This window comes from Rhodococcus qingshengii JCM 15477, from assembly GCF_023221595.1.
Lineage (GTDB): Bacteria > Actinomycetota > Actinomycetes > Mycobacteriales > Mycobacteriaceae > Rhodococcus_F > Rhodococcus_F qingshengii.
The window spans coordinates 5,475,492-5,500,207 of the sequence record NZ_CP096563.1 but is presented as its reverse complement, the minus strand read 5'-3'; the positions used below and the strand labels follow the sequence as shown (position 1 = coordinate 5,500,207).

Genomic DNA, 24,716 nt, shown 5'->3' with positions numbered 1-24,716 from the left:
GTCCTGTTCGAGTGCAAGAATTCAGAGTGTGAGAATTCTGGGTGTAAAACTTCTGGGGTGACTACTGACATGGGACAGCCGAACTCGGATCTTCCGCTCGACGGAATCACCGTAGTTGCACTCGAACAGGCGGTGGCGGCACCGCTCGCCACCAGACATCTCGCGGACATGGGTGCGCGGGTGATCAAGATAGAACGCGTCGGCGAGGGTGACTTCGCGCGTCACTACGACCAGGCGGTTCACGGTCAGGCATCACACTTCGTGTGGCTCAACCGTTCCAAGGAATCGATCGCCGTCGACGTGAAGTCGGACCCCGGCCGGCAGATCCTTCTCGATCTGGTCGCGCGAGCCGATGTGTTCCTGCAGAACCTGGCTCCCGACGCAGCCGCGAGACTGGGGTTCGGCGCGGAGGAACTGCGCGATAAATACCCACGGCTCATCGTGATCGACATGTCCGGCTACGGCAGTGCCGGCCCGCGGCGCGAGCGTAAGGCCTACGACATGTTGGTCCAAGCCGAGACCGGAATGATCTCCGTGACAGGCACACCGGAGACGGCCACCAAGACCGGCATCCCGGTCTCCGACATCGCGGCAGGAATGTACGCGCTGACTTCGATTCTGAGCGCCCTGTTCCGTAGAGAGCGAACGGGCAAGGGAGCGCTCGTCGAGGTCTCGATGTTCGATTCCACCGTCGAGTGGCTGGGCCATCCGATGTACATGAAAATGTATGCGGACAAGCAGATTCCACGTGTCGGTCTCGGCCATGCCGCGATTGTTCCCTACGATTCGTATCCCACGGCCGACGGCGAAATCCTGATCGGCGTCCAGAACGATCGTGGATGGCGAGCGCTGATGGTGGACGTGTTCGAGCGAGAGGATCTGGTCGATCATCCGCGTTACCGCACCAACATCGTGCGCGTCGAAAACCGTGGCGAGGTGGACGAATTGGTGGGCTCTCTGACGCGTCTGTACTCGACGACAGATCTGGATCAGCGTCTGGCCGCCGCTGGTGTTCCGGCCGCGGCACTCAACGACATGGCCGGTCTGCTGGAACATCCGCAGCTGGAGAAGCGTGCCAGGTGGCGGTCCGTGGGCACCGAGAACGGTCCGATCGATGCCGTGCTGCCTCCGATGACGTATTCGGATGTCGAAATGAGCATGGGTGACGTTCCGGCACTCGGCCAGCAGACGGATTCTCTGCTGGCCGAGTTGGGACTTACGGGCGACCGGATCGCGGAACTTCGCCGCGACGGATCGATCGGTTAACGCTTCTAGCGTCGCAGGTTCTCGAACACCGCGGCAATCCCTTGTCCGCCACCGATACACATGGTCTCGATCCCGTACCGTGCCTGGCGCCGGTCGAGTTCGCGCAGCAGATTGGCGAGGATCCGCCCACCGGTAGCGCCGACAGGATGTCCGAGCGAGATTCCGGAACCGTTGACGTTGAAGCGTTCCTCGATGTCCTGCGCGCTCAATCCCCAGGCTTTGGCGCACGCGAGAACCTGGGCGGCGAAGGCCTCGTTGACTTCGATGAGGTCGATGTCGTCCAGCGACAGATCGACACGGGAGAGAGCCTTCGCCACGGCAGGCACCGGTCCGATGCCCATCCGGTTCGGCTCCACACCGGCCACACCCCAGCTGACCAGTTTCGCGAACGGCCGCAGGCCCAGCCGTTCGGCGTTGGCCGCAGTGGTGACGATGGCCGCGGCTCCGGCGTCGTTCTGGCCGCAGGCGTTTCCGGCGGTGACTGTTGCTTCAGGGTCGACGCGACCTCGAATGGGGCGCAGTGCAGCAAGATCGGACAGTTGTATCCCTCGGCGCGGATGCTCGTCTTGGGTGACGACTGTCTGCTCACCACGGCGTCCGGGCACCGAAACGGGAATGGTCTCGTCGTCGAAGTACCCACTGTCTTGGGCGTGAACGGCCCGTTCGTGCGATCGCACCGCGTATCGGTCCTGCTCGTCGCGGGTGATCGAGTACTCCCGGCGCAAGTTCTCAGCGGTCTCGATCATGCCGCCTTCCACCGGAAAGTTGACTCCGCCGGAGTTCGTGCGCGGTTTGGCCAATCGGTCGTGGAACTCGACGGAAGGGCGCTTTGTGCCCCAACGCATGTCGGTGGAGTAGAACTCGGTTCCGCTCATGCTCTCGGCGCCGCCGGCGATGACCAGATCACTCATCCCGGTCTGTACCTGCATCGCGGCGTAGATGATCGCCTGCAATCCCGAACCGCAACGGCGATCGAGTTGTATTCCGGGAACGGACACGTCGAGACCGGCGTCGAGTGCCGCGATTCGTCCGATGGCCGCGGCCTCTCCGTTGGCGTACCCCTGACCGAAGATGACGTCGTCGACATCGGTGGACGCAATGCCGGTTCGTTCGACGAGGCCACGCACAACAGTGCCGGCGAGAGTGGTGACGGGAACGTCCTTGAAGACTCCGCCGAATCCGCCCACCGGGGTGCGAACGGGTTCACAGATGACTGCGTCGTGCATGGAATGCGCCTGTCTCGAGGAGAGGTGGGGAATGCGTCGCGTGAACGGGCCGATCGAAGGGCCCGTCGCGACCTGGCCACTCGAATATCCAGCACGCGTGGCGCGGTTGTCAACAGCAGGAACGACCTGTTCGGACATAGTTTCCGCCATACGGTTCGTATGCGAAATCGACTTTGACACATATACCCTTCGGGGATTGAATGGATACAGCGTCTCTGCCGCACACACGTCGCGGCGGGATGAAAGTTCCTGGAGTCGAATCAATTTCGTCGACCGGGAGGGCACGAAGTACCGACTGACAGGTGGAACAGTGACTCGTTTGGCGCAGACGGCGGGATTGACCGAAACTCAGACCGATATCGTCGGGGCGGTACGCGAATTCGTCGATCGTGTGGTCATCCCCGCGGCGCAGGAACTCGAACACTCGGATACGTACCCGACCGACATCGTCAAGCAGATGAAGGACATGGGTCTGTTCGGACTGACCATCGACCCCGAGTACGGGGGTATCGGCGAATCATTGCTCACCTACGCGCTGTGCGTCGAAGAATTGGCCCGTGGATGGATGAGCGTGTCCGGTGTCATCAACACGCATTTCATCGTGGCTCACATGATTTCGGCGCACGGGACGCCGGAACAGAAGGCGAAGTACCTGCCGCGTTTGGCGTCCGGGGAACTCACCGGTGCATTTTCCATGTCGGAGCCTGCCCTCGGTTCCGATGTTGCTGCCATATCGACCAAGGCGAAGCGGACGGACTCCGGCGATTACGTGATCACCGGCCAGAAGATGTGGCTGACCAACGGGGGTTCCTCGACCTTGGTGGCAGTCCTGGTCAAGACGGACGAGGGCGCGGAGAAGCCGCACAACAATCTGACGACGATATTGATCGAGAAACCCGCAGGTTTCGGCGAGGTACTCCCGGGCCTGACCATTCCGGGCAAGCTCGAGAAGATGGGGTACAAGGGAATCGACACCACGGAGATGATCTTCGACGGTTTCGAGATCGGAGCCGAGGAGGTTCTCGGTGGCACCCCTGGCTCGGGATTTCGGCACATGATGGACGGCGTCGAGGTCGGCCGGGTCAACGTCGCCGCGCGTGCCTGCGGAATTGCCCAGCGCGCTTTCGAACTGGCTGTCACCTACGCCAAGCAACGCGAGACTTTCGGCAAGCCGATCGCCGAGCATCAGGCCATCGCGTTCCGGATCGCCGAGATGGGCACCAAAGTCGAAGCGGCACATCTGATGATGGTCAACGCTGCCAGGCTCAAGGACTCGGGTGAGCGCAACGATGTCGCCGCGGGTATGGCGAAGTATCTGGCGAGTGAATTCTGCTCGGAGGTCACCCAGGACAGCTTCCGTATCCACGGCGGATACGGCTATTCCAAGGAATACGAGATCGAGCGGTTGATGCGTGAGGCGCCGTTCCTTCTGATCGGTGAAGGCACCAGCGACATCCAGAAGCAGATCATCAGCAAGGGCCTGCTTCGCACGTACAACTGAGCCGAGAAGCGGCACCGCGAATATGCGCGGTGCCGCTTTGTCGTGTCGGGTCAGCGGGAGGACGTCAGCGGGTGAAGGCCAGGGTTGTCACCGGTGACCGGTTGCCGTATGCGTCAACGGCTTCGACGCGGGCTTCGTATGCGGTGCCCGCTGCGGCATCGGGAATCGGAATGTCGAGGCTGTTCGGCCGCGGCATGAAGTAGAAGTCCGAGAGCACCTTCGACGAGACCACCTTCGCTCCGGTGGCTGTGTCCGTGACCTCGACGGCGTAGTGGTGCACCATCTGATCGTCCTTGGCCTGCGCGATCCTCAGTGCGGTCGCACCGTTTTCGCCGGTCGTCACCGAGAGCGGAGTGCTCGAGGTGAACTCCGGCGCGTGCGTGTTCCGTGCGCCCGAGGTGTAGCGGAAGTTGTCCTTGATCTGCTGGTTGGTCGACCCGTCGAGTTCGACCGTCCACCCCGAACCGCTCAGCGTGCCCGCGCTCGAGTACGGCGGCTGCCAGTTGGCTGACCACGCGCCACCGGCGTAGATGTCGTGCTTGTCTGCCGCCATGTTGATTCGGTTGATTTCCGTGCGGTCCTGGTAGACCTCGACGAAGAGCGCTTGGGCAGTGGGTGATTCGAAACGGTTCGCGAGACCGGACTCGGTCACCATCTGGTAGCCGTGATCGATTTCGATGTACGACATCGAGCCGTCGTTGACCGACGTGAAGTCACGCTGATGGATCGACCGGTCGTCGTTGTTGTTCAGATGTGAGTGCCCGGAGAAGAAGATTGCCTGAGGGAAGGCACTCAGGTCTTCGGTCAATCGAGGGTTCGACGCCTGCTGCCCGTCCATGGCTGTGTTGCTTGCCGGCCGGTGTCCCTGGACCAGGATCGGCTTGGTCAGGTTCCCGGACTCCGCGGTGATTTCGGTCAGGCGGGACTTCAGCCAATTGCGTTGCGCTGAATCATTGTTGTAGGTTTCGGTGTTGACCGTGAAGAGATGGACACCATTGACGTCGGATTCGTAGTATCCGCCACCGGAATCCGGGAACCACTCCGCCGGATATCCGGCTCTGATCGCCGCGAGACTTGCATCGTGATTGCCGTTGGAGATCAGGAGTTGTGTGTCGTTCATGCCCTTCCGGGCGAGGTTTGCCTGGAAGATTTCTGCGACGATCTTGTGGTCGGGCCCCTTGCCGTCTCCGTTGTCGTTGATCATGTCCCCGTTGGAGAGGATAGCATCGGGTTTCGGGAAGATGGAACCGATTGTGTCGAAGAAGCTTTCGTACTTCTTGTCGTTGTTCGCGTGATCGCCGACGTGGACGTCGGACATCACGACGACCTGAGCCAGCGGCTTTTCCGAGGTCTTGATCAGGTAGCCGAACGAGACGGCCGCGCTCGCGTGATCGCCTCGGAAAGCTGCGACAGTGACGTTGGTGTCCTGTGCGATGTGCAGCGGACGTCCCGGCGTGGCAGCTTGGCTGTCGGTGGTGGGTGTCGTTCCGTCCAGGGTGTAGCGGACGGTGGCGCCGCGCTCGGCGGTGAAGGTCAGGTCGACGGGGTGCTCGTACCGTCCGCCGGGGACGCTGACGCCGGGCGCTGCGGGCGGCGTGTTGTTCTCGCCCGAAGAGCTGCCCCATTCGAAGGACGAACTGCCCCAGCCGGGTTCGGCGTGGGATTCGGCGGGGGCGATGCCGGGAACGGCGAGAGCCGCGGTCACGGCTGCTATCGCGATGGTCGTACGTCTCACGAGGATTCCTTGTCTTCGACGCGGTGGTTCAGACCTATCCGTAATTGGTCTGGACCAATTACGGTAGGTGGCGCCGGGTAGAAGAAGGTGTGTCCTGAATGTCCGATTAATGAAGCGTGTGTGAACACCCTGCAGTGCTTGGTACCGGTATACCTGTCTGCGTTTATGGCAAAGTCGATGGAGTGGACCTACGTCAGATCGAGTACTTCCTTGCCGTTGCCGGTGGTGAGTCCTTGTCGACGGCTGCGCAGAATCTGTCGGTCACCAAGCCGTCGCTGTCGCAGGGTATTCGTGGCCTCGAGCGCGAACTCGGAGTCGAACTGTTTCACCGTGTCGGTCGCGGTTTGGTGCTGACGGCAGCAGGTCGGGCGTTGGTAGGGCCGGCGAGGCAGATGACTCGCAGCAGCGCGGCCGCGTTCGACGTCGCGATCGGTACGGCCGACGAGCCTCGTGGCCGGCTCGACATCTGCTCCGCGGCACATGGTCTCGAAGGTCCGATCGCACGCATCGTGGCGGACTTTCGTGAGCGGTGGCCTGCTGTGACCGTTCGGGTCGGTGAGTTGCCGCAGGGTGCAACGTCTGAGCAGGTGTTGGCAGACGGCGCGTGCGAGGTGGTCTTCAGTTACTGGCCACCCGACATGTCGGCGCTGTCCACGAAAGTGTTGGGGGTGAACGAGTACTGGCTGGCAGTGCCGTCGGGGGTTCATCCCGACGTCTGGCCGAATGGTGTGAAACCCGCTGCGGGAGAGCCGGTGTCATTGACGGCATTGCCCGATCTCCCCGTGGTGGGTGTGCTCAAACACTCGCGGGCTCGCCTTGCCATCGAGTCGTCTCTGCAGGCCGCCGGGGCCCGGACTCGGATGTCGACGGAGTTGGCGCAGCGGGAGACCGTCGGCGCGTTCGTCTTTGCTGGTTTGGGCATGGCATTCATGGAGCGTTCGTTGGCCGAGAGATCGGTCGCGTCCGGCGCGGAGATATTTCCGGTGGAGCCGCCGATCTCACTGAATTACGGCGTCGAGTTCGATCCGGAGACGCTCTCGCCGTTGGGCAGGCTGTTCGTGGAGGGCTTGTGACGTGGGGAGATGTTCTCGATGTACGCAGACCCGGCCGGTGAGAGCGGGCCGTCGCGGTAGACCAAGATCGTCTGCCGGGTGATCGGTGGGAAAAGCGAGCGAACCTCAGATGCCGGTGAGTCTTGTTCGGCGATCGATCTGGGCAGCAGCGCGGCGCCTACACCTTGCCCGACCATTTCCCGGACAGCAAGGCGATCTGGCACTTCCACGACGACGTCGGTGAGTTCCAGATCGTCGTCGATCGAGTGCCCGCGCCGAACTGCGGATGCCTCGACCACCATTGGCAGGCGCGCGACCACGGTGCGCGGAACCGGATCGGGGAGGTCTGTGGCCAGGCGAATGGGGATCGACAAGACCGTTTCCTGGGTGCTCACGGCAATTTCTCGAAGCCCGTCGGAGACTTCGGTACCCGGGTGGGTCTCGAGAAACCCGAGTTCACACGTACCTGCTCTGACGAGCGCGCGCACGTCCTGTGCGTTGGCGGAGGCGTTCGTGGAGAACCGAATTCCGGGTGCCGTCAGATGGAGGCGTCCGGCGACCTCTGCAACAGGGTCGATGGCGAGATCGGACTGAACTGCTATGGCGAGTTCCCCGGCGCGCAAAGCGGTTACCGCAGCCACCGCGGCCTCGGCCCGAGCAACGTCGGCGAGCAACGTACGGGCAGAATCGGCAACTGCCAGTCCGACCGTGGTGGGAGCCAGACCGCGAGTGGTGCGCTCGAAGAGTGTGGCTCCGAGAGTTCGTTCGAGGTTGCGCACGGCCTGCGAGAGGGACGGTTGCGAGATACGCAGGACGTCCGCGGCGGCAGTGACGCTGCCGTGATCGACGACCGCGACGAGATATTGCGCGCTGCGTATGTCCATCCCGGGTGCCTGCATCTGACGAATTCTCCCAGATGACGGAGCCTTGGCGGCGGTGACTTGCTGCGACCTGCTGACATAGGTCTGAGCTATGGCTCTGTGCGCCTTCTCGTCTTTGTGGCGCAGGCCATAGCGATGGTCGACTGTTCCAGTACCACCGACCGCGGTTCGTGCTCGGTGAGTACCTGGAACACAGGAGCGTGATGTGAGCGAGCTTCACCTACCCAACCGGATACGTCACTCGGCGTCGACACGGCCGTCCGATCCGGCAATCACGTGCGGCGACCGAATGTTGACTTGGGCTGAGCTGGATGGCGAGACCAGCACCTTGGCGAGTGCGCTGGCAGAAGTGACCACAACGGGTGCTCGTGTCGGTGCGCTACTGCGTATGGGGCTCGAAGGTGCGGAAACCTTCATCGCATGTGCGAAGGCAGGCGCTGTGTTCATACCGTTGAACTGGCGGCTCAACCCACTCGAACTCGTCGACATCGCCGAGGACGCGGAGCTCGACGTCTTGATCGTCGATGACGAGTTCGCCGCGGGGGCGGCGGCGATGTCCGCAGCGTTGCCGGACATCGAGGTCATAACCGTGGGAGCTGCAGGGGTCCTGCCGGATTCGCGAACCTGGGCGGAGTTCGTGGCATCAGGGACCGGTGTCGACCCCGGACACGGGCACGATCCGGACGCAGCAGTTCTGCAGCTGTACACGTCCGGGACAACCGGCCGGCCCAAGGGCGTCGTGGCCACGCACCGGAATCTGTACAACGAGCCCGAGGGGTTCGATGTCTACGAATTCGGTTCGAATGCAGTCGCACTCGATGCACTTCCCCTCTTTCACATCGCCGGTGCCGGCTGGATGAGTACATGCTTGTCGGCCGGAGTGCCTTTGGTGCTGCTCGGAGACATGGCGCCTGCTCGGGTCGCTGATGCCATCGCGACCCACCGCGTCACCCACGCATTTCTGGTGCCTGCAGTCATTCAGACGCTGGTAGATCTGCCGACTCTCGACAGTTTCGATCTGACCAGCCTGGAGGTGGTCGCCTATGGGGCGTCACCGATCACTCCGGCGCTCCTCGCCCACGCGATGACTGTCTTGAACTGCAAATTCGTTCAGCGATACGGGATGACCGAGACGACGGGTTCGGTATCCGTCCTTCGTGCTTACGACCATCATGTGAGCGGGCCGCGTTCGGAGTTGCTTCGCTCTGCGGGCAAGCCGATGATCGGCGTCGAGATCTCGATTCGAGACGTCACCACTGGTGAGGAATTGCCGCCCAATAGTTCCGGTGAGATCGTCGCGCGCAGTAGAAACAACACTCGCGGATACTGGCGACGTGACCGTGAGACCGCCGAATTGTTCACCCACGACGGTTTCCTCCGAACGGGGGACGCCGGCCATCTGGACGACGAGGGGTATCTGTTCGTCACCGATCGACTCAAGGACATGATCATCACCGGCGGAGAGAACGTCTATCCGATCGAGGTGGAATCCATTCTGGCCGAGCACCCCTCGGTCGCCGAGGTCGCGGTGGTCGGGGTTCCCGACAAGCGCTGGGGTGAATCCGTGACCGCAGTGGTCAAACTGGTCGACGGTGCCGACGTGCCGAGCGTCGACGAGTTGATCGCTTTCAGCACAGCGAAGTTGGCGTCGTACAAGAAACCTCGCCAGATCCATTTCGTGGACTCCCTACCTCGCAACGCGAGCGGAAAACTGCTCAAGTCGAGCCTGCGGACCATGCTGAACGCGAGCGGAGAAGCATCATGATCGTGACCGAAGACGTCGGTGTCGCACAACGTGAGGCGTGGGCGAACAAAGTCCTTCCACCGGTCGAACAGGTGCGGGACGGATTGTGGTCGATCCCTGTTCCCATGCCGGACAACCCTTTGCGTTACGTGCTCGTTTACGCACTCGCGCTCGACGACGGACTTGCCCTCATCGACGTCGGTTGGGATCACGAACAGTCGTGGCAGGCTCTCGTCGACGGCATAGCATCGATCGGATACCACATTTCCGAAGTGCGCTATGCGGCAATCACGCACCTGCATCCCGATCACTTCGGTCTGGCGCCGCGTCTTCGGCAGGTCAGCGGCGCAACGCTTGCGATGCACGTGGCCGACGCGACGCTCCTCGGATACCACGGTCCCGAGCAGACCCGCGACGACATCAGTGGCTGGAACCTGCAATTGTCCGAACTCGGCGCACCGGCCGAAGTGCTCGACGCGTCTCGGGTCGACCTGGTGCGGTTCGCCGAGCATGAAACCATCGACATTGTTCTGGGAGATGGTGATTCACTCGATCTTCCCGGGTGGAATCTCCGGGCCCAGTGGACACCGGGGCACACTCCCGGACATCTCTGCTTCGTGGAAGAGGACAGAGGCTTGTTGTTCAGCGGCGATCACATGCTGCCGAGGATCAGCCCGAACATCTCCACGATTCCCGGTGAACTCGAGAACCCGCTTCATCGTTATCTTCTCTCGCTCGAGGCGACGACAACACTGGGCGAGTGCGAAGTGCTTCCGGCACATGAATATCGATTCCGTGGGATCGCCGATCGTGCACGTCAATTGATGGGGCACCACGAGGAGCGATTGGCGGAGATCGTGGCTGCGGTGCAGGATGAGCCTGAATCCACGGCCTGGGAACTCTCACGCACGATCTCCTGGTCTCGCCCGTTCGAACAGATGTCGCCGCGACTACTTCGCTTGGCAGTCCGCGAAACCCATGCTCATCTTGTTGTTTTGGCCAAGCGGGAGATCGTGACACCGTCCGGCGGCACACCCGTGCGCTGGAGCATTCGCGCGCAGTGACCTTTCAAGAATCTCATCACGGAAGTAGGAACCGAACATGAGCGTCGTGCTCACCGACTTCGCCGACGGCGTTGCCGTCATCACCCTCAATCGTCCCGAGGCCAAGAACGCGGTCAACCTGGAACTCGCACAGGCACTCGCAGCCGCGATCGACGAGTTCGAGGAACGTTCCGATCTCACCATCGGCATTCTGACCGGATCTGGTGGAACCTTCTGCGCCGGTATGGATCTGAAGGGATTTGCGCGCGGAGAGCGGCCATCGCTACCGGGTCGTGGTTTTGCCGGTCTGACCGAGGCACCGCCGTCGAAGCCGCTGATCGCAGCCGTCGAAGGTTGGGCACTCGCCGGCGGTTGCGAACTGGCCTTGGCGGCCGACTTGATCGTGGCGTCCACGGACGCGAAATTCGGCCTGCCCGAAGTGAAGCGGGGACTTGCCGCGGCCGCCGGCGGGCTCCTACGTCTGCCGAAAATTCTTCCGTATCAGTTGGCCATGGAAATCGCGATCACGGGGGATCCGCTCAGTGCCACCGTGGCGCACCATCACGGCTTGGTCAATCGGCTCGCCGAACCGGGACAGGCGCTGACCGTCGCACGCGAGCTTGCGGCCCGAGTAGCGGCTAACGGTCCACTGGCTGTTCGCGCGACCAAGCAGGTACTGGCAATGTCCGCCAAGTACACCGATCCGGATGCCTTTGTCGCGCAACGCGAATTCATCGATCCGGTCTTCACCTCTCGTGATGCCAAGGAGGGCGCCACGGCATTTGCCGAGAAGCGCTCTCCCGTGTGGAGTGGTTCATGAGTGCCGAGACGATCGAGCGCGCGGCCGTAAGCATCGAACGAGACGGTGCTGTCGCGACGATTGTTCTCTGTCGGCCGCACCGCCGCAACGCTCTCGATCTCGACGCCTGGATCGCTCTACGTGAAGCAGTCCTCGAACTTCAAGAGGACGCGCAGATTCGCTCGGTGATCCTGACCGGCTCGGATGGGACCTTCTGCGCGGGCTCCGATCTGGACAAGCGTGGCTCGTCGCACCCGCTCGATCGCATGCGTGTCATCAACGCAACGGCAATCGCACTGAGTGAGTTTCCCAAACCTCTGGTGGCGAAGGTCGACGGGTTTGCCGTCGGAGCCGGATGGAACATGGCGTTGCTCTGCGACTTCGTCGTGGCGGCCAAGGGTGCGAAGTTCAGCCAGATCTTTGCCAAACGGGGGTTGTCTGTCGACTTCGGTGGTTCGTGGATCCTGCCGAGACTGGTCGGCCTCCAACAAGCCAAGCGACTGGTGATGCTTGCCGAGACGATCGACGCACAGGAAGCCTACGAGCTCGGGTTGGTGACTTATCTGGTCGAACCGGCCGAGCTGGACGAACACACGTCAACACTGGCGCAGCGGCTCGCCGCCGGCCCGCCGGCCCGCACTGAGTCAGTCTGCCGCCATGCTCGAACATCACACCTCCCTCTCGTTGCGGGAGGCGTTGGACAACGAGGCGAGGGCGCAAGCGGTCAATTTTGCGACGGATGCCACCGACGCGGTTCGTGCCTTCGTGGAAAAGCGGGAGCCGATCTTCACCGGAGAGTGGGCCGTACCAGGGGCAACTCGGGTGGAGTGAGCGACGGATCGCTGGTCGTATGATGGATGAGTGGATCTGCACTTCGTCACCTACTTCGTCGCTGTTGTCGACCACGGTGGGATAACGAAGGCCGCTCAGGCTCTCTACATTTCGCAGCCCTCGCTGTCACAGGCAATTCGTACGCTCGAGCGTCGACTCGGCGCCACGCTGTTCGACCGGACGGGCAGGCGGTTGGTTCTTACCGACGCGGGCCGCACGTTCGATCTCGCGGCCAGGAGAATCCTTGCCGACGTCGAGCGCGCGAAGGCGAAAGTGACCGCCGTTCGCGAACTCGAGTTCGGTCGTGTCGACGTCGTCTCGTACTCGGCGTTCTCGATCGATCCGATGGTCGAGTTGGTCCGGCGATTCCGGGCCAACTTCCCGAAGATCGTCGTGCGTGTTCTCGACACGTACGGCCCGGCCGGGGTCGACAATGCGTTGCGGCGAGGGTCGGCCGAAGTCGGCGTCACCGATCTGAGTATCGGGTACGAAGGTTTGGTCACGGCTCCGATTGCCACTCAGGAGTTGGTGCTCGCCACCCATGCGTCGTTGTCCGGCCGACTTGCAACGCCGTTGGCGGATCCGGTTCCGCGAGCGCTCTTGCACAGTTTGCCGCTGGTGGTCGATCTCGGTGATCAATCGAATCAGTTCCGGGGCTTGCTCAGCGAAGGCGCCGAGAACGTAGTCGTGGACTGTGTCCACCCTGTGACCACGTGGGAACTCGTGCGTCGAGGGATCGGCGCCACTGTAGTGCCGAGAAGGGTTGCGCAACAGCAGATGACAGACGTCTGCGCCTTCTCCTTCGATCCGCCGCTGACACGCGACGTCGGTATCGTCTATCGCTCGGGCGAGCAATCCCCGGCGGCCGCTGCATTCATCGCGACGGCTGCGGAAATGGCCACCTCCGCCGTTCCGTCCACGGAAGAGGAGTGAACTGTGGAGTTCCGGCAGATGGAGTACTTCCTCGCAGTGGTCGAGAACAAGGGGATCAACGGCGCCGCAGCGGCTCTCGGCGTTGCTCAGCCGACCGTGTCACAAGCGTTGCGCGGGCTCGAACGTGAACTGGGGGTGAGGCTGTTCCATCGCATCGGGCGAGGCATGGTGCTCAGTGCTGCCGGTCGCAGTCTGGTCGGCCCGAGTCGACAGGTTTTGCGAGACGTAGCTGCGGCGGCTGAACAGTTGACGGCATCCGATGGCGCCATCGTCGGTCGCCTCGACATCATGGCTTTCCCTGCACTGACCTCGGGGACGATCGTCGATCTGATTGCGGAGTTCTGTCGACGGTATCCGCAAGCACGAGTCAGATTCTCGGAACTCGAGCGTGAGGACAATCTGGAAAGTCTCATCCGGGACGGCCACTGCGAATTCGCGGTGGCTCATCTGCCGCTCGAGGCGGGCGAAGGGCTCGAAATCGTCGAATTGGGGGAGCAGGAATACCGCCTGGTCTACCCGGCTGGAACGGAACTACCCGAGGGGCCGGTACGCCTTTCGGAAATGCCGGACATTCCCATGGTATTCGTTCCTCGCGGGGCAGCGATGGGTGACGCGATCGAAGATTCGATCCGAAAGGCCGGTACCAGAACGGAACTCGCGGTGGTGACCGAGCAACGGGAGTCGCGGCTCCCGATGGTCATCGCCGGACTCGGCGGTTCGTTGGTCGAGCGCTCGGTGGCGAAATCGATGCCTGGTCAGGTGGTGGAACGGGCCTGCGAGCCGAGATTCCTGCGTGCGTACGGTCTCGCCTTCGACCCCTCGACGTTGTCGCCGGTGGGACAGGTATTCGTGAACCTGATCCACGAGTACCTGTCCGACGAACGCCGGTCACAGCACTAGAGTCGGCAGATTCGTTCTCGCGCGGCAGAGTACTCGGCGGCGAGACGCTCTACTACTACATGCGTCGGAAGGACTGCATCGATCGCTCCGATGCCCTGTCCGGCGCCCCAGATGTCACGCCAGGCCTTGGTATCGGTGTCGTTGGTCGCGAAACTCATTGCGGATGGATCGGATTCGGCCAGGTTGTCGGGGTCCAAGCCGGCGGCAACGATGCTGCCCCGCAGGTAGTTTCCGTGTACTCCGGTGAACAGGTTGGAATAGACGATGTCGGAGGCCCCTGAACCCACGATCATCTCCTTGTACGCAGGATCCGCGTTAGCCTCTTCGGTTGCGATGAAAGCTGATCCGACGTATGCCAAATCGGCCCCGGCCGCGAGCGCAGCGAGAATCGAATCACCATGAGCGATGGCACCTGACAACAGCAGTGGACCGGCGAACCACTCACGAATCTCCCGAATCAGGGCAAACGGCGACTGCCTACCGGCATGACCACCGGCCCCGGCAGCTACCGCGATCAGTCCGTCGGCGCCCTTCTCGATCGCCTTGCGTGCAAAGCGATTGTCGATGACGTCATGGAGAACGATTCCGCCGTATGCGTGGACTGCGTCGTTGATGTCGGTGCGAGCGCCGAGGGACGTGATGACGATCGGAACCTCGAACTCGGCGATGGTCGCCAGATCCTCTTCCAGGCGGTTGTTGGACCGGTGGACGATGAGGTTGACGGCAAATGGCGCCGACGGATTCTCCGGGTGCTCACGATCATGTTCCTCACGAGCCACGGTGATCAGTTTGAGCCAATCCCGAAGTGCCGACTGCGGACGAGCATTCAGTGCCGGGAAGGACCCGATGATGCCAGAGGTGCACTGCGCGATGACGAGGTCAGGAGTCGAGATGATGAACATCGGTGAAGCGAGAACCGGGACACGCAGTTGCGACGTCAGGTCTGCGAAGGTCGTCACCTGGAACCGCCTTTCTGATCGACGGATTCGAGAAGTCTCGAGCGGAGGTCGGTCTTGAGGACCTTACCGGCAGCCGATGTCGGAAGGAGTTCTACCTCGACGACTTCGCGAATCTTCTTGTACGGCAGCACCTGCTCGGCGACAAACGCCTTGATCTGCTCGGCGTCGAACTCGGCGCCCGGAATCATCACCACGAAGGCTACGGGCTCCTGGCCGTTGCTCCCCACTTCGCGGCCGACAACCGCAGCAGTCGAGATCGCCGGGTGCGAAACCAGAATCTCTTCGAGTTCCCGCGGATAGACGTTGTACCCCTTGTAGATGAGCATGTCCTTGGCCCGGTCACAGATGAAGAGGTATCCGTCCGAGTCCAGGTACGCGATGTCTCCCGTGTCCAACCAGCCGTCGACGAACTGTTCTGCGGTGGTTTCCGGGTGTCCGAGATAGCCGTCGGTGACCTGAGGCCCACGCACCCACAGTTCGCCGCGTTCGTTCTCGCCCAGAACGGTCTTCCGGTCGAGCTGATCGCGAATCTGGATTTCGGTGTCGAAGATCGGGAGGCCGACGCTGCTCTGCCGATATTCCGAGCCGTTGATCAGCGGTGCGGCCGTGACCACACAGGTGGCCTCGGTCAGCCCGTAGCCTTCGACGACGAGCGCTTTGGGAAATGCCCGGCGGAGTGCGGCGAGCGTGACACTGTCGATCGGGGCAGCACCCGAAGACACGACGCACACGCTGTCGGTGTTGCGCACCGTGGCGTCGGGATGAACCGACAGTGCGTGCCACATAGCGGGAGACCCGGTGAGATAGGTGGCCTCGTGCTTTTCGATCAGCTCGAGCATCCGGCCGGGTTCGAACCGACCGGCAAATACCTGGGTGAGACCGGAAATCAACAGGAACGACGTGTTGAGCAACGAATGTGCGTGGAAGAGAGGTGAGACCACGATGGTCGCCCCGGTCCCGGGCGTCGGACCGAGCACGTCGAGGCCGTCGATGCGTCGAGGCGTGACGAGACCGTCCGGACCTGCCTCCAACTCGTGCCCGGTTCTCCACCCACACATCTGCGTGATGTTGCCGACGACGTTGCGGTGAAGAACACGAACACCTTTGGATACTCCGGTGGTTCCGCCGGTGAACGCGATGTGTGCGATGTCGTCGCTTCGGACGGAGGCAGGGGTGAATTCGGTGGGTAGATCGGCGATGAAGGCGTCGAATGCGACGACCGACTCCGGTGTGTCGAGCGCGCCCTCGGTGTCCTGGACCATCACGATCGTACGCACGGAGGTTCCGGAAGAGGCCGCGAGCAGTGTGTGCAGCTGCGAACTCTGAGTGACCGCAGCAACGGCGGACGTCTCCTCGATCTGCTTGCGCAGGCCGAGCTCTGGCTGCAGTGGGTTGACCAATGTGACTGTCGCCCCGGCCTGTAGGCATCCGTAGTAAGCCTGGAGGAACTCGACGCAGTTCCCGAGGTGCATCAACACCACGTCGCCGACGCCCACCCCGGCTTGCCGCAGTGCGCCGGCGAATTGCGCACTGCGCTGGCCGAGTTCGCGGAAGGTGCACGTACGCTCGCCGTCCACGACGGCGAGGCGGTCACCGTAGAGCGCCGCCATGCTGGGCGCCCAGTACGCCATGGTGGTATCCGGGTATTGCATGTTGTGCCGCAGTTGTGGATTGGCGATCACGCTGGTGCCCGTCACCGGGGAGCCATTCGGATAGCGCCGTCGAGTCTGATGGTCTCGCCGTTGAGGTAGCCGTTCTCGAGCATCGAGACGGCGAGCTGGCCGAACTCGTCCGGACGACCCAGTCGTGAGGGATTGGGAACAGAGGCTTCGAGGGCCGTGCGCACGTCTTCGCGTAGGCGCGCCAGCAGGGGAGTGTCCATGATGCCGGGAGCAATGGTGTTGACGCGGATTCCGCGGCTGGCGAGATCGCGGGCAGCGGTGACCGTCATACCGACGATGCCGGCTTTGGACGCTGTGTAGTTGATCTGACCGATCTGACCTTCGAATGCTGCGACCGACGCCGTCATGACGATGGCACCTCGCTCACCGTCCACGGCGTCGAGTTCCGCCATCCGCTCGGCGCCGAGACGGAGTGCGTTGAACGAACCGACAAGATTCAGCTTGACGACGAACTCGAAATCTTCGACCGATCCGGCTTTTCCGTCCTTGTCGAGAATGCGCATACGACGCCCGGCGCCCGCGCAGTGGACGACGCCGCGGAGGCCGCCGCGCTCGTGCGCCGCGTCGAGTGCTTCGGCGAATTGTTCGCTGTCGGTGACGTCGGCCGGGGCGAATTGTGCGGCAGCACCGAGATCGGCCGCCACCTGCTTACCGTCGGACGAAGGCAGATCGATCAACGTGACCTGCGCTCCGGAGTCGAGCAGCCGTCGAGCGGTTGCCAGGCCGAGGCCTGAAGCGCCGCCGGTGATCGCGGTGGAAAGTCCCTCGAGTTTCATGAATCAATTCTTCTTTCCTGCTGGATGACGTGTCGGCCCGAAAGCGTTGTCGGGTCAGATCAATTCGAGAATGGTCGCATTGGCCATGCCGCCGGCCTCGCACATCGACTGGAGACCGTAGCGAATTCCGTTGTCGCGCATGTGATGTGCCAGGCGAGTCATCAAGATCGCACCTGATCCGCCGAGTGGGTGGCCGACCGCGATAGCGCCGCCGAGCGGATTCACACGATCGATGGCTGCGCCGGTTTCAGCCTGCCAGGCAAGCGGGACGGGGGCGAATGCCTCGTTGATCTCGAAGGCGCCGATGTCGTCGATGGACAATCCGGAGCGATCCAATGCCTTTGCGGTGGCGGCAATCGGACCGGTGAGCATGATGACCGGGTCGTCGGCTGCGACCACTGCGGTGTGAATACGAACGAGCGGCTTCCACCCGCGTGCCCGGGCGTACTCGCTGGTCGTGACGAGTGTGGCGCCCGCCCCGTCGGAGATCTGAGAAGAGTTGCCGGCGTGGATGGCACCGTCGGCGTCGAAGGCCGGGGGCAACTTCGCGAGCGACTCCACACTTCCGCCTCGCCGAATGCCTTCGTCCTGGGACAAGCCCGCGATCGGAGTGATCTGCCCGGTGAATGCCCCTTCATCGGTGGCACGGGCCGCGAGTTCGTGTGAGCGGAGCGAGTATTCGTCCAGAGCTGTTCGTGTGAGTGCCCATTTGCGGGCCATCATCTCGGCGCCGGTCCCCTGGCTGAAACCGTCCACCCCGTAGCGTTCGAGTACCGAAGCCGGAAAATGCTCACCGTTCTTGCTGGCGGTACCCATCGGTACTCGTGACATCGATTCGACGCCTCCGGCTACGACCACGTCGTTCTGACCGGAGATGACGGTGGCCGCAGCAAAGGAAACTGCCTGCTGGCTCGATCCGCAGGCCCGGGTCAGTGTGACGCCGGGAACGCTGTCGGGCCAGCCGGCAGCGAGTGCCGCTGTGCGGGCGATGCTTCCGGCCTGCTCGCCGACCTGACTGACGCAACCCCAGATCACGTCGTCGACCGTCGCCGCGTCGAGTCCGGTCCGTTCAGCGAGCGCACGCAGTACATGGGCGGACAACTCGGCCGGATGGATCTCCGAGAGGGCGCGGCCGCGACGGCCGATCGGTGTACGTACTGCGTCGACGATGACGGCATCTCGCATGTATCTCTCCTGCTGTTCGTGCCCGGTTCTGCGACTGTGCGGTCGGGGCGTGTCTCGAGTCGATCACGAGCGGGTCGACCCGGCAATGTCTTTCGGTGAATGGCTTTGTTAGCGAATGGCTATACGTGGAGTACTCAGCCTCGGATGAGCTTGCGATCGCGCTCGGGATTGGCGAAGACGAGGACCAGAACCGCGGCGATCACTCCGATGACGCCGATTGCCTGGAAGGACTGGGCGTAACCGTCGGCCGGGGTTGCAGCGTTGTCCACGATGACTCCCGTTGCGTAAGGAGCAATCAGGCCACCGATCGACATGATGGCGAGGAAGAATCCCATCGTTCCGGCAGTCTGCTGCGGCGGGCACAGCTCCGAGATCGCAGCGTTGATGAGCGGGAAGGTGATTGCCGAGAACCCGTAGCCGATCGAGACCATGGCGACAGCGACGATGGGAGTGGAGATCTGTGGCAGGAACAGGAGAATCGATCCGCAGATCAGAACGCCGACACAGGGAACGATGACGCGAACCGTACGAGAGGTGAAGCCGCGGCCGATCAACTTGTCCGTGACGGAACCGGAGGTGATCATGAGGACGAGACCGACGATCGAGGGCAGCGCGAACATCGAACCGGCCTGCATCGCACTGTATCCGAGGCCGACCTCGAAGTACGACGGCAACCAGGTGAGGACGACGGTGGTCAGCGCGTAGATGGTCGCGATGAGGAAGCAGCAGCTGACGAAGGTGCGGGAGAGCAGGATCTTGCGCCACGGCACGTTGGGCTCGGTGACCGCCTTCGTGGCTGTCCCGGCTGCCTCGGTTGCTTCTGTATCTGCAGTCTTGGTCGCCTTGACGGCCTTGCTCGTGTACGGGCCCTCGGACCAACCGGCCAGCCAGCAACCCATCCACACGAGACCGAGAACGGAGAGCGAGAGAACTGCTGCGCGCCAGCCGTAATGAACGGCGATGAAGGTCAGTACCGGCGCGAGGGCGATCTTTGCGACAGAGGCGGATCCGGCGAGCATTGCGCCGGGAAGGCCGCGCTTGGCCGGCGGGTGCCACGAGTACGCCGCGGTGTGCATCAGCGCCGAACTGGGGCCTTCGGCAAATCCGAGGAGCATGCGCGAGACGATCAACATCGCGAGGCTGGCGCCGAGAACGAGGGGGAGCATGACCACGGACCAGATTGCGGCCAGGATCAACAGCGCCCAACGCAGGGTCAGGTACTTGTTGAGCGGTCCGGCGAGGAATCCACCGATGCAGAACATCAGGAAGAAGAGCGAGCCGACCATGCCGATTTGCGAAGACTTCAGTCCGAGCTCACGAGCGAGGGGCTGAGCGATGATTCCGAGGACTGCCTTGTCCGCGTAGTTGACGATGTAGAGGAAAACGACGAGCCCGGTCATCGTCCACGCACGCTTGCGGGTACCGAAGACGGGAACTGCTGACGAATCTGGCGTTGCTGTTGCTTCGGGCTGGACGTCGTTACGCTGTGGCGCGATGGGGGTCACGTGGCGTCCCTTCGAGACTGGTGGGCGGATGCGATCATGCTCGAAGCGCGGCCTCGAAGCGATCGATGGTGGTGTGTTTGCCGGCTGACCCATTCAACGTGTTCTGGATCACTTTGAGCAATGTCGCGTCGATGATCGGAACGATAGCGGTTGCCTATGTATCGCAGGTCAGGCCATATTGGTACGCCCTATCGGACGCATAGCCGATGAGTGTTGGATCGAATGCGGAACATTGAGGCAAGGTGAGATCAGGATCACCCTGTCCCCTTGACCGACTGGAGTTCATACATGCAGCGCACCGTGTTCAACGAGGATCACGAGGCATTCCGGGCTACCGTTCGCGATTTCATCGCGAAGGAAGTAACCCCGGTCCACGAGAAGTGGGAAGAGGACGGTCACCCGCCCCGTGACTTCTACCGACGACTCGGAGAGCTGGGCGTACTCGGAATTCAGGTGCCGGAGGAATACGGCGGAGGCGGCGAGAAGTCGCTCAAGTTCAACGTCGTCGTCGCCGAGGAAGTTGCTGCCGCCGGGGCGTCGTTCGGCTCGCAGTCGGTGCATACGAACCTGATCCTGCCCTACCTGCTCGAGTACGCGAACGAAGAACAGAAGAGCCGCTGGTTGCCGGGCTTCGCTTCCGGAGATCTGATGTTCGCGATTGCGATGACCGAACCGGGAACAGGATCGGATCTGGCGAACATCGCGACCACGGCCAAGCTGTCGGAGGACGGTACGCACTACGTGGTCAATGGTTCCAAGACGTTCATCACCGGTGGAGTACTTGCCGACCGCGTCCTGGTGGTGTGCCGTACCGCGCCCAGCACAGCGGAGAACCGGCGCACGGGGTTGTCGATTCTGGTGATCGATACGTCGTCGCCCGGATACTCGGTGGGGCGCAAGATCAACAAGATCGGGCTCAAGACCTCCGACACTGCGGAGCTTTCGTTTGTCGACGTCAAGGTGCCCGTCGAGGACCGACTCGGAGAAGAGGGCGACGGCTTCAGCTATCTGACCCACAACCTGGCTCAGGAGCGGTTGACCATCGCGTTCGGAGCGGCCGCCACTGCCAGTGCAGCGCTTCGCTTTGCCATCGACTACGTCAAGGACCGCAAGGTGTTCGGCAAGCCGGTCGCGGCCTTCCAGAACACCAAATTCGTTCTGGCCGAATGCGCTACCGAGGTTGATGCCATCCAGCTGGTGTCCGACAACGCACTCGAATGTCATGACCGCGGCACTCTGACGATTCCCGACGCAGCGAAGGCGAAACTGTTCTGCACCGAGGCGGCAGGTCGAGTGATCGACAAGTGCCTCCAATTGCACGGCGGGTACGGCTACATCACCGAGTATCCCATCGCGCGTCTTTACGCAGACACGCGTGTCACACGAATCTACGGTGGCACAAGTGAAGTCATGAAGACCATCATCGCGAAGGATCTTGGTCTCTGACGCACTCTCGACATGTTGTCGGCCTCGGAACAAGTGTTCCGAGGCCGAAAACATCTTCCGGGTAGGTCAGTTCGCCGGAACCCCGACCACGCCGTCCGCGATCAGCGTCGAGGCGTGATCGGCGTTGGTTCCGAGGATGTCGGCGAGCACCGCGATCGAATCGCCGCCGACCTCGGAGGCGGGTCCGGTACCCAGGTGTGCGCCGTCGAACGAGGCAGGATTGGCGGCAGCCAGGTAGCTTCCGATTCGAGGTTGATCGAGTGCGGAGAACATCGGGTTGTTCTCCAGTTCGCCAGATTTCACCACTTCCTCGAAACTGCGGTACCTCTCGAACAGAACCGACGATGTGTCCAGCGCTGCAGCGATCTCGGCGCCGCTGTGTTCCCGGAACCAATGTGAGAACAGAGCAGTGAGTACCTCTCGATGACGGTAGCGATCCGCTTCGGTGGAGAAGTCGGCTCCGAGCGCAGCTTCGACAGCGTCGACAGCCGCCGTGGTGCCGGTGACCGACGCAAGGTCGCGGAAATGGCGGGTAGTGAGTGCAACGATCATGAACCGGTCGTTGTCGCTGGAGACGAAATCGATTCCGTACGTGCCGTAGACGGCGTTTCCGCCGGACTCGCGACTGCGACCGTTCACTTGTACCTCGGTGAGGTAACCGAGGGTTCCCGCGGTGGCCAATGCGACGTCTTCGAGTGGGAGCGTGATCCGAGATCCATGTCCGGTCGAGTCACGTTGGCGCACTGCGGCAGTGATCGACAGGGCGGCGTAGAGCCCGCATGCGACGTCCCAGGCGGGCAGTGCGTGGTTGACAACTCCGGCGTAGTCGGCGGGGCCGGTGATCTGTGGAAATCCCAAGGCGGCGTTGACCGTGTAGTCGACTCCGGGGCTGCCGTCGCGGCGTCCGAGGATCTCGAGGGTGATGACGTCGCTACGCAACTGGGCCAGGGAGTCGTGGCTCATCCACTTACGGCCGCCGGCGTTGGTGACCAGGATTCCGCCGCCAGGTCCCGGCGCCGTGACCAGTCGGCGAATCAGTTCTTGGCCGCGTTCGGCGCGCATGTCCACTGACAGTGACCGTTTGCCTTTGTTGAGTCCGGTCCAGTAGATGCTCTCGCCCTTGTCTGTGACGGGCCAGCGATTGTAATCGGAGGCACCTCCGATCGGGTCGATCCGGATCACCTCGGCGCCGAGTTGGGAGAGCGTCAGTCCGCACAGCGGCGCGGCGACAAAGCTCGAGACCTCGACGATGCGAAGCCCGGACAGCGGGCCTGGGCTCTGAGTCATGTGTGTCCTCCGTGATAGAAGAGTGTGTGCTCATGCCATCAACACGGTGAAACGCCAGTCGAGAACCGGAGTTTGTGTTGCAGAAGCATTGTGGGAGAACACGAGCGAACGCAGTTGCACTGCGGTTCCGTGTTCGAGGGGCGACGAGTTTTCGACGTGCAGTTCGCTCGTGAGGGTATCGCCCTCGTGAACGGGTCCGGTGTGATCGCACGAGTGCCACCCGAGAACCGTCACCACGTTGGGCAGAGCGCGAGTCGCCTGGGCGAGTGCGATCCCGATGGTGTGGCCGCCGTAGACGAGGCGACCGTGGGCGCCGACGCGATCGTCGTGGTGCGTCGCTGCGATGTTCAAGCTCAGCCGGGCAAGTTCGGGTGCGCTGGAGACGACGTCGCCGCTGCTGTGGAAGACGGAGCCCACCAAATCGGAATCGAAGTGCCTGCCGGGTACCCGCTCTCGATACGTGTCGAGGTCCCAACCGTCAGGTGATACGTACGGAGCCGGTTCGGACGGACCGATCGCCCCGAGGTCGTCGGCGTGGCGAGTTCTCGCCTCGATCGGGTCGGGGCTCAGGGGGAGCATGGCGCAGCGGTAGAAGTCGAGGACCGTGTTGCCGTTCTGATCAGCAGACGTCATCCGTAGCGCGGCAAGTCCGGTGGCGCCGCGTCCCGGCTTGGCCGAGTTCTCGCGTAGACCGACAACCTCGGTGCGCGTGTACAGGGTGTCGCCGAGTACCGGGAAACGGTGGAATCGCAGTCCACGGTAGAAGAGGTTCGCCTTGACGTGGTGTGTGACCACGGTTGACTGGCCGATGGCGATGTCGGTGACCAGTCCTGGATTTGCCACTGGTGCACCGGAACCCGTGACGCTCGACGACAAGTGTGCGTCGAGAGGCAGGCGCATGCGGTCACCGAGGATCGCCTGATGGGAGGCGGCGAGTCCACTGGTCAACGTCACCGCGGGGGCTTCGTCGAAGATCTGACCATGGGTGAGCTCGTCGAAGTACGGGCCTCCCACGTAGTGCTCGCTCATACGGTGACTCCTTCGGCTCGGGCAAGCGTACGACGCGCTGCCACGGCCACAGCTTCGTCGAGCATCTGGCCGTCGAGTTGGGCGGCACCCGAACCCAGGGTTTCGGCTTCTTCGAGTGCGGTCAGTACCCGTCGGGCGTCATTGACGGCGTCGTCCGAAGGAGTGAATGCGGTAGTGGCCGAGTCGATCTGTGCCGGGTGGATGACCCATTTGCCGTCGAACCCGAGGGCGCTGGTCCAGTGCGCGGCATGGCGGAAAGCGTCGTCGTCGGTGATGCCGAGAAAGGGCCCGTCGATGGCTGCGACGCCGGCTGCGCGGCAGGCGATCAGGATTCTGTCCTGGACGGCAAGCCAGTGTTCAGGCAGTGCCGAGCGTGAACGGCCGAGCGCTGCACCGAGATCGGCGTATCCGATGATCGCGGCTTGGAGACGAGGAGTCGCGCGGGCGATGGAGTCGGCATTCTGGACGCCGAGCGGAGTTTCGATCAGGGCTTGCAGGGTGGTGTGGTGCCCACCGGCAGTGAAGAGGATGTGCTCGGCCTCGAGTAGTTCGTCGGCGGACTCGACCTTCGGGACGATCACGCTCGTCAGCGATTCTCCGAGGGCGCCGCAGGCGATCAGGTCGTCGCGGGCCCATGGTGTGGTCAGGCCGTTGATTCGGACCGAGATGGTGCGCGCCCTACCGAACTCGTGCACCAAGGTGCTCACGAGGGTTCGCGCCAGGTCCTTGTTCGCCGAAGTGACGGCATCTTCGAGGTCGAGAATCACCTCGTCTGCGTTCGAGAAGAGTGCTTTGCGTGCCTTGCGCTCGTCTGAACCCGGCGCGACCAGGGACGCGCGACGTCTGGTGGCGCGGTAGTGGTTCTCGTCCATAGTGTGTCGATTACCTCGATCTGGAAATCAAATGTACGGCCAGTTGTGAAGTGGATGAGCTGCC

At 62.6% G+C, this 24,716-nt stretch carries 20 protein-coding genes and 1 pseudogene; 10 read left to right on the top strand and 11 right to left on the bottom strand.

Annotated elements, in window-relative coordinates:
• Positions 1-69: 69 nt before the first annotated feature.
• Positions 70-1,266, top strand: a complete 1,197-nt coding sequence (locus M0639_RS25245; protein ID WP_063315750.1) for a CaiB/BaiF CoA transferase family protein — start codon at positions 70-72, stop codon at positions 1,264-1,266.
• Positions 1,267-1,271: 5 nt separating this feature from the next.
• On the opposite strand, the gene M0639_RS25240 is transcribed toward M0639_RS25245, so the two are convergent.
• Complete coding sequence (locus M0639_RS25240; protein WP_007729531.1) at positions 1,272-2,492, bottom strand: acetyl-CoA C-acetyltransferase; 1,221 nt, start codon at positions 2,490-2,492, stop codon at positions 1,272-1,274.
• 310 nt (positions 2,493-2,802) lie between these two features.
• Here M0639_RS25240 and M0639_RS25235 point away from each other — a divergent pair, with 310 nt between their 5' ends.
• Positions 2,803-3,993 (top strand): acyl-CoA dehydrogenase family protein, encoded by a 1,191-nt coding sequence (locus M0639_RS25235; protein ID WP_007729528.1) that lies wholly within the window; start codon positions 2,803-2,805, stop codon positions 3,991-3,993.
• A gap of 64 nt (positions 3,994-4,057) precedes the next feature.
• Here the strand turns inward: M0639_RS25235 and M0639_RS25230 are convergent, their stop codons facing one another.
• Positions 4,058-5,728: a chitobiase/beta-hexosaminidase C-terminal domain-containing protein gene (locus tag M0639_RS25230; RefSeq protein ID WP_042448556.1), complete on the bottom strand. Its 1,671-nt coding sequence runs from the start codon at positions 5,726-5,728 to the stop codon at positions 4,058-4,060.
• Positions 5,729-5,910: 182 nt separating this feature from the next.
• On the opposite strand from M0639_RS25230, the gene M0639_RS25225 reads away from it, so the two are divergent.
• Positions 5,911-6,801: a LysR family transcriptional regulator gene (locus M0639_RS25225; protein ID WP_007729523.1), complete on the top strand. Its 891-nt coding sequence runs from the start codon at positions 5,911-5,913 to the stop codon at positions 6,799-6,801.
• Here M0639_RS25225 and M0639_RS25220 read toward each other — a convergent pair.
• Entirely contained in the window at positions 6,735-7,679 is a 945-nt protein-coding gene (locus M0639_RS25220) for a LysR family transcriptional regulator (protein ID WP_052416969.1), read from the bottom strand. The genes M0639_RS25225 and M0639_RS25220 overlap by 67 nt on opposite strands.
• A 187-nt stretch (positions 7,680-7,866) precedes the next feature.
• On the opposite strand from M0639_RS25220, the gene M0639_RS25215 reads away from it, so the two are divergent.
• The 6 genes and pseudogenes from M0639_RS25215 (at position 7,867) to M0639_RS25190 (ending at position 13,911) form a co-directional block, all read left to right on the top strand.
• Positions 7,867-9,426 carry a long-chain-fatty-acid--CoA ligase gene (locus M0639_RS25215; RefSeq protein ID WP_064074250.1) on the top strand — a complete coding sequence of 520 codons (1,560 nt, stop codon included), beginning with the start codon at positions 7,867-7,869 and terminating at the stop codon, positions 9,424-9,426.
• Complete coding sequence (locus tag M0639_RS25210; protein ID WP_064074251.1) at positions 9,423-10,469, top strand: MBL fold metallo-hydrolase; 1,047 nt, start codon at positions 9,423-9,425, stop codon at positions 10,467-10,469. The genes M0639_RS25215 and M0639_RS25210 overlap by 4 nt, the downstream gene beginning before the upstream one ends.
• Positions 10,470-10,506: 37 nt before the next feature.
• Positions 10,507-11,268 carry a crotonase/enoyl-CoA hydratase family protein gene (locus M0639_RS25205; RefSeq protein ID WP_064074252.1) on the top strand — a complete coding sequence of 254 codons (762 nt, stop codon included), beginning with the start codon at positions 10,507-10,509 and terminating at the stop codon, positions 11,266-11,268.
• Positions 11,265-12,078: pseudogene (locus tag M0639_RS25200) on the top strand (enoyl-CoA hydratase/isomerase family protein). Before M0639_RS25205 ends, M0639_RS25200 begins: the two are co-directional and overlap by 4 nt.
• Positions 12,079-12,108: 30 nt before the next feature.
• A complete protein-coding gene (locus M0639_RS25195; protein ID WP_007729501.1) occupies positions 12,109-13,011 on the top strand; it encodes a LysR family transcriptional regulator in 903 nt (300 codons plus the stop codon).
• 3 nt (positions 13,012-13,014) lie between these two features.
• The gene (locus M0639_RS25190; protein ID WP_003939949.1) at positions 13,015-13,911 is read left to right on the top strand and encodes a LysR family transcriptional regulator; all 897 of its coding nucleotides are present in this window, start codon (positions 13,015-13,017) and stop codon (positions 13,909-13,911) included.
• Here the strand turns inward: M0639_RS25190 and M0639_RS25185 are convergent.
• From M0639_RS25185 to M0639_RS25165, 5 genes are all read right to left on the bottom strand, one after another.
• The gene (locus M0639_RS25185; RefSeq protein WP_218959991.1) at positions 13,908-14,813 is read right to left on the bottom strand and encodes an NAD(P)H-dependent flavin oxidoreductase; all 906 of its coding nucleotides are present in this window, start codon (positions 14,811-14,813) and stop codon (positions 13,908-13,910) included. The two genes, M0639_RS25190 and M0639_RS25185, sit on opposite strands and share 4 nt — an antisense overlap.
• Positions 14,814-14,866: 53 nt before the next feature.
• Positions 14,867-16,522, bottom strand: coding sequence for a class I adenylate-forming enzyme family protein (locus M0639_RS25180; protein ID WP_197486160.1), 1,656 nt, complete (start codon positions 16,520-16,522; stop codon positions 14,867-14,869).
• A gap of 41 nt (positions 16,523-16,563) precedes the next feature.
• Positions 16,564-17,328, bottom strand: coding sequence for an SDR family NAD(P)-dependent oxidoreductase (locus M0639_RS25175; protein ID WP_064074255.1), 765 nt, complete (start codon positions 17,326-17,328; stop codon positions 16,564-16,566).
• A 54-nt stretch (positions 17,329-17,382) separates the two neighbouring features.
• On the bottom strand, positions 17,383-18,513 hold the full coding sequence (locus M0639_RS25170; protein ID WP_003939840.1) for a thiolase family protein: 1,131 nt from the start codon (positions 18,511-18,513) through the stop codon (positions 17,383-17,385).
• A 134-nt stretch (positions 18,514-18,647) separates the two neighbouring features.
• On the bottom strand, positions 18,648-20,111 hold the full coding sequence (locus M0639_RS25165) for an MFS transporter (protein WP_172403434.1): 1,464 nt from the start codon (positions 20,109-20,111) through the stop codon (positions 18,648-18,650).
• A gap of 195 nt (positions 20,112-20,306) precedes the next feature.
• Between M0639_RS25165 and M0639_RS25160 the strand changes: the two genes are divergently transcribed.
• Positions 20,307-21,464: an acyl-CoA dehydrogenase family protein gene (locus tag M0639_RS25160; protein WP_003940617.1), complete on the top strand. Its 1,158-nt coding sequence runs from the start codon at positions 20,307-20,309 to the stop codon at positions 21,462-21,464.
• A gap of 66 nt (positions 21,465-21,530) precedes the next feature.
• On the opposite strand, the gene M0639_RS25155 is transcribed toward M0639_RS25160, so the two are convergent.
• Genes M0639_RS25155 through M0639_RS25145 form a run of 3 tightly spaced genes read right to left on the bottom strand, consistent with a single transcriptional unit; the run spans position 21,531 to position 24,652 of the window.
• On the bottom strand, positions 21,531-22,751 hold the full coding sequence (locus tag M0639_RS25155) for a CoA transferase (protein WP_064074256.1): 1,221 nt from the start codon (positions 22,749-22,751) through the stop codon (positions 21,531-21,533).
• 30 nt (positions 22,752-22,781) lie between these two features.
• Complete coding sequence (locus tag M0639_RS25150; protein WP_030537188.1) at positions 22,782-23,780, bottom strand: MaoC family dehydratase; 999 nt, start codon at positions 23,778-23,780, stop codon at positions 22,782-22,784.
• The gene (locus M0639_RS25145) at positions 23,777-24,652 is read right to left on the bottom strand and encodes an HpcH/HpaI aldolase/citrate lyase family protein (RefSeq protein ID WP_054831235.1); all 876 of its coding nucleotides are present in this window, start codon (positions 24,650-24,652) and stop codon (positions 23,777-23,779) included. Before M0639_RS25145 ends, M0639_RS25150 begins: the two co-directional genes overlap by 4 nt.
• Positions 24,653-24,716 lie beyond the last annotated feature (64 nt).

Coding starts and splice junctions, on each gene's coding strand:
- M0639_RS25170 (WP_003939840.1), bottom strand. CDS start 18,513: ATGCGAGATGCCGTCATCGTCGACGCAGTACGTACACCGATCGGCCGT.
- M0639_RS25150 (WP_030537188.1), bottom strand. CDS start 23,780: ATGAGCGAGCACTACGTGGGAGGCCCGTACTTCGACGAGCTCACCCAT.
- M0639_RS25210 (WP_064074251.1), top strand. CDS start 9,423: ATGATCGTGACCGAAGACGTCGGTGTCGCACAACGTGAGGCGTGGGCG.
- M0639_RS25145 (WP_054831235.1), bottom strand. CDS start 24,652: ATGGACGAGAACCACTACCGCGCCACCAGACGTCGCGCGTCCCTGGTC.
- M0639_RS25180 (WP_197486160.1), bottom strand. CDS start 16,522: ATGCAATACCCGGATACCACCATGGCGTACTGGGCGCCCAGCATGGCG.
- M0639_RS25205 (WP_064074252.1), top strand. CDS start 10,507: ATGAGCGTCGTGCTCACCGACTTCGCCGACGGCGTTGCCGTCATCACC.
- M0639_RS25245 (WP_063315750.1), top strand. CDS start 70: ATGGGACAGCCGAACTCGGATCTTCCGCTCGACGGAATCACCGTAGTT.
- M0639_RS25220 (WP_052416969.1), bottom strand. CDS start 7,679: ATGCAGGCACCCGGGATGGACATACGCAGCGCGCAATATCTCGTCGCG.
- M0639_RS25160 (WP_003940617.1), top strand. CDS start 20,307: ATGCAGCGCACCGTGTTCAACGAGGATCACGAGGCATTCCGGGCTACC.
- M0639_RS25185 (WP_218959991.1), bottom strand. CDS start 14,813: ATGTTCATCATCTCGACTCCTGACCTCGTCATCGCGCAGTGCACCTCT.
- M0639_RS25240 (WP_007729531.1), bottom strand. CDS start 2,492: ATGCACGACGCAGTCATCTGTGAACCCGTTCGCACCCCGGTGGGCGGA.
- M0639_RS25165 (WP_172403434.1), bottom strand. CDS start 20,111: ATGGGTCAGCCGGCAAACACACCACCATCGATCGCTTCGAGGCCGCGC.
- M0639_RS25175 (WP_064074255.1), bottom strand. CDS start 17,328: ATGAAACTCGAGGGACTTTCCACCGCGATCACCGGCGGCGCTTCAGGC.
- M0639_RS25155 (WP_064074256.1), bottom strand. CDS start 22,751: ATGACTCAGAGCCCAGGCCCGCTGTCCGGGCTTCGCATCGTCGAGGTC.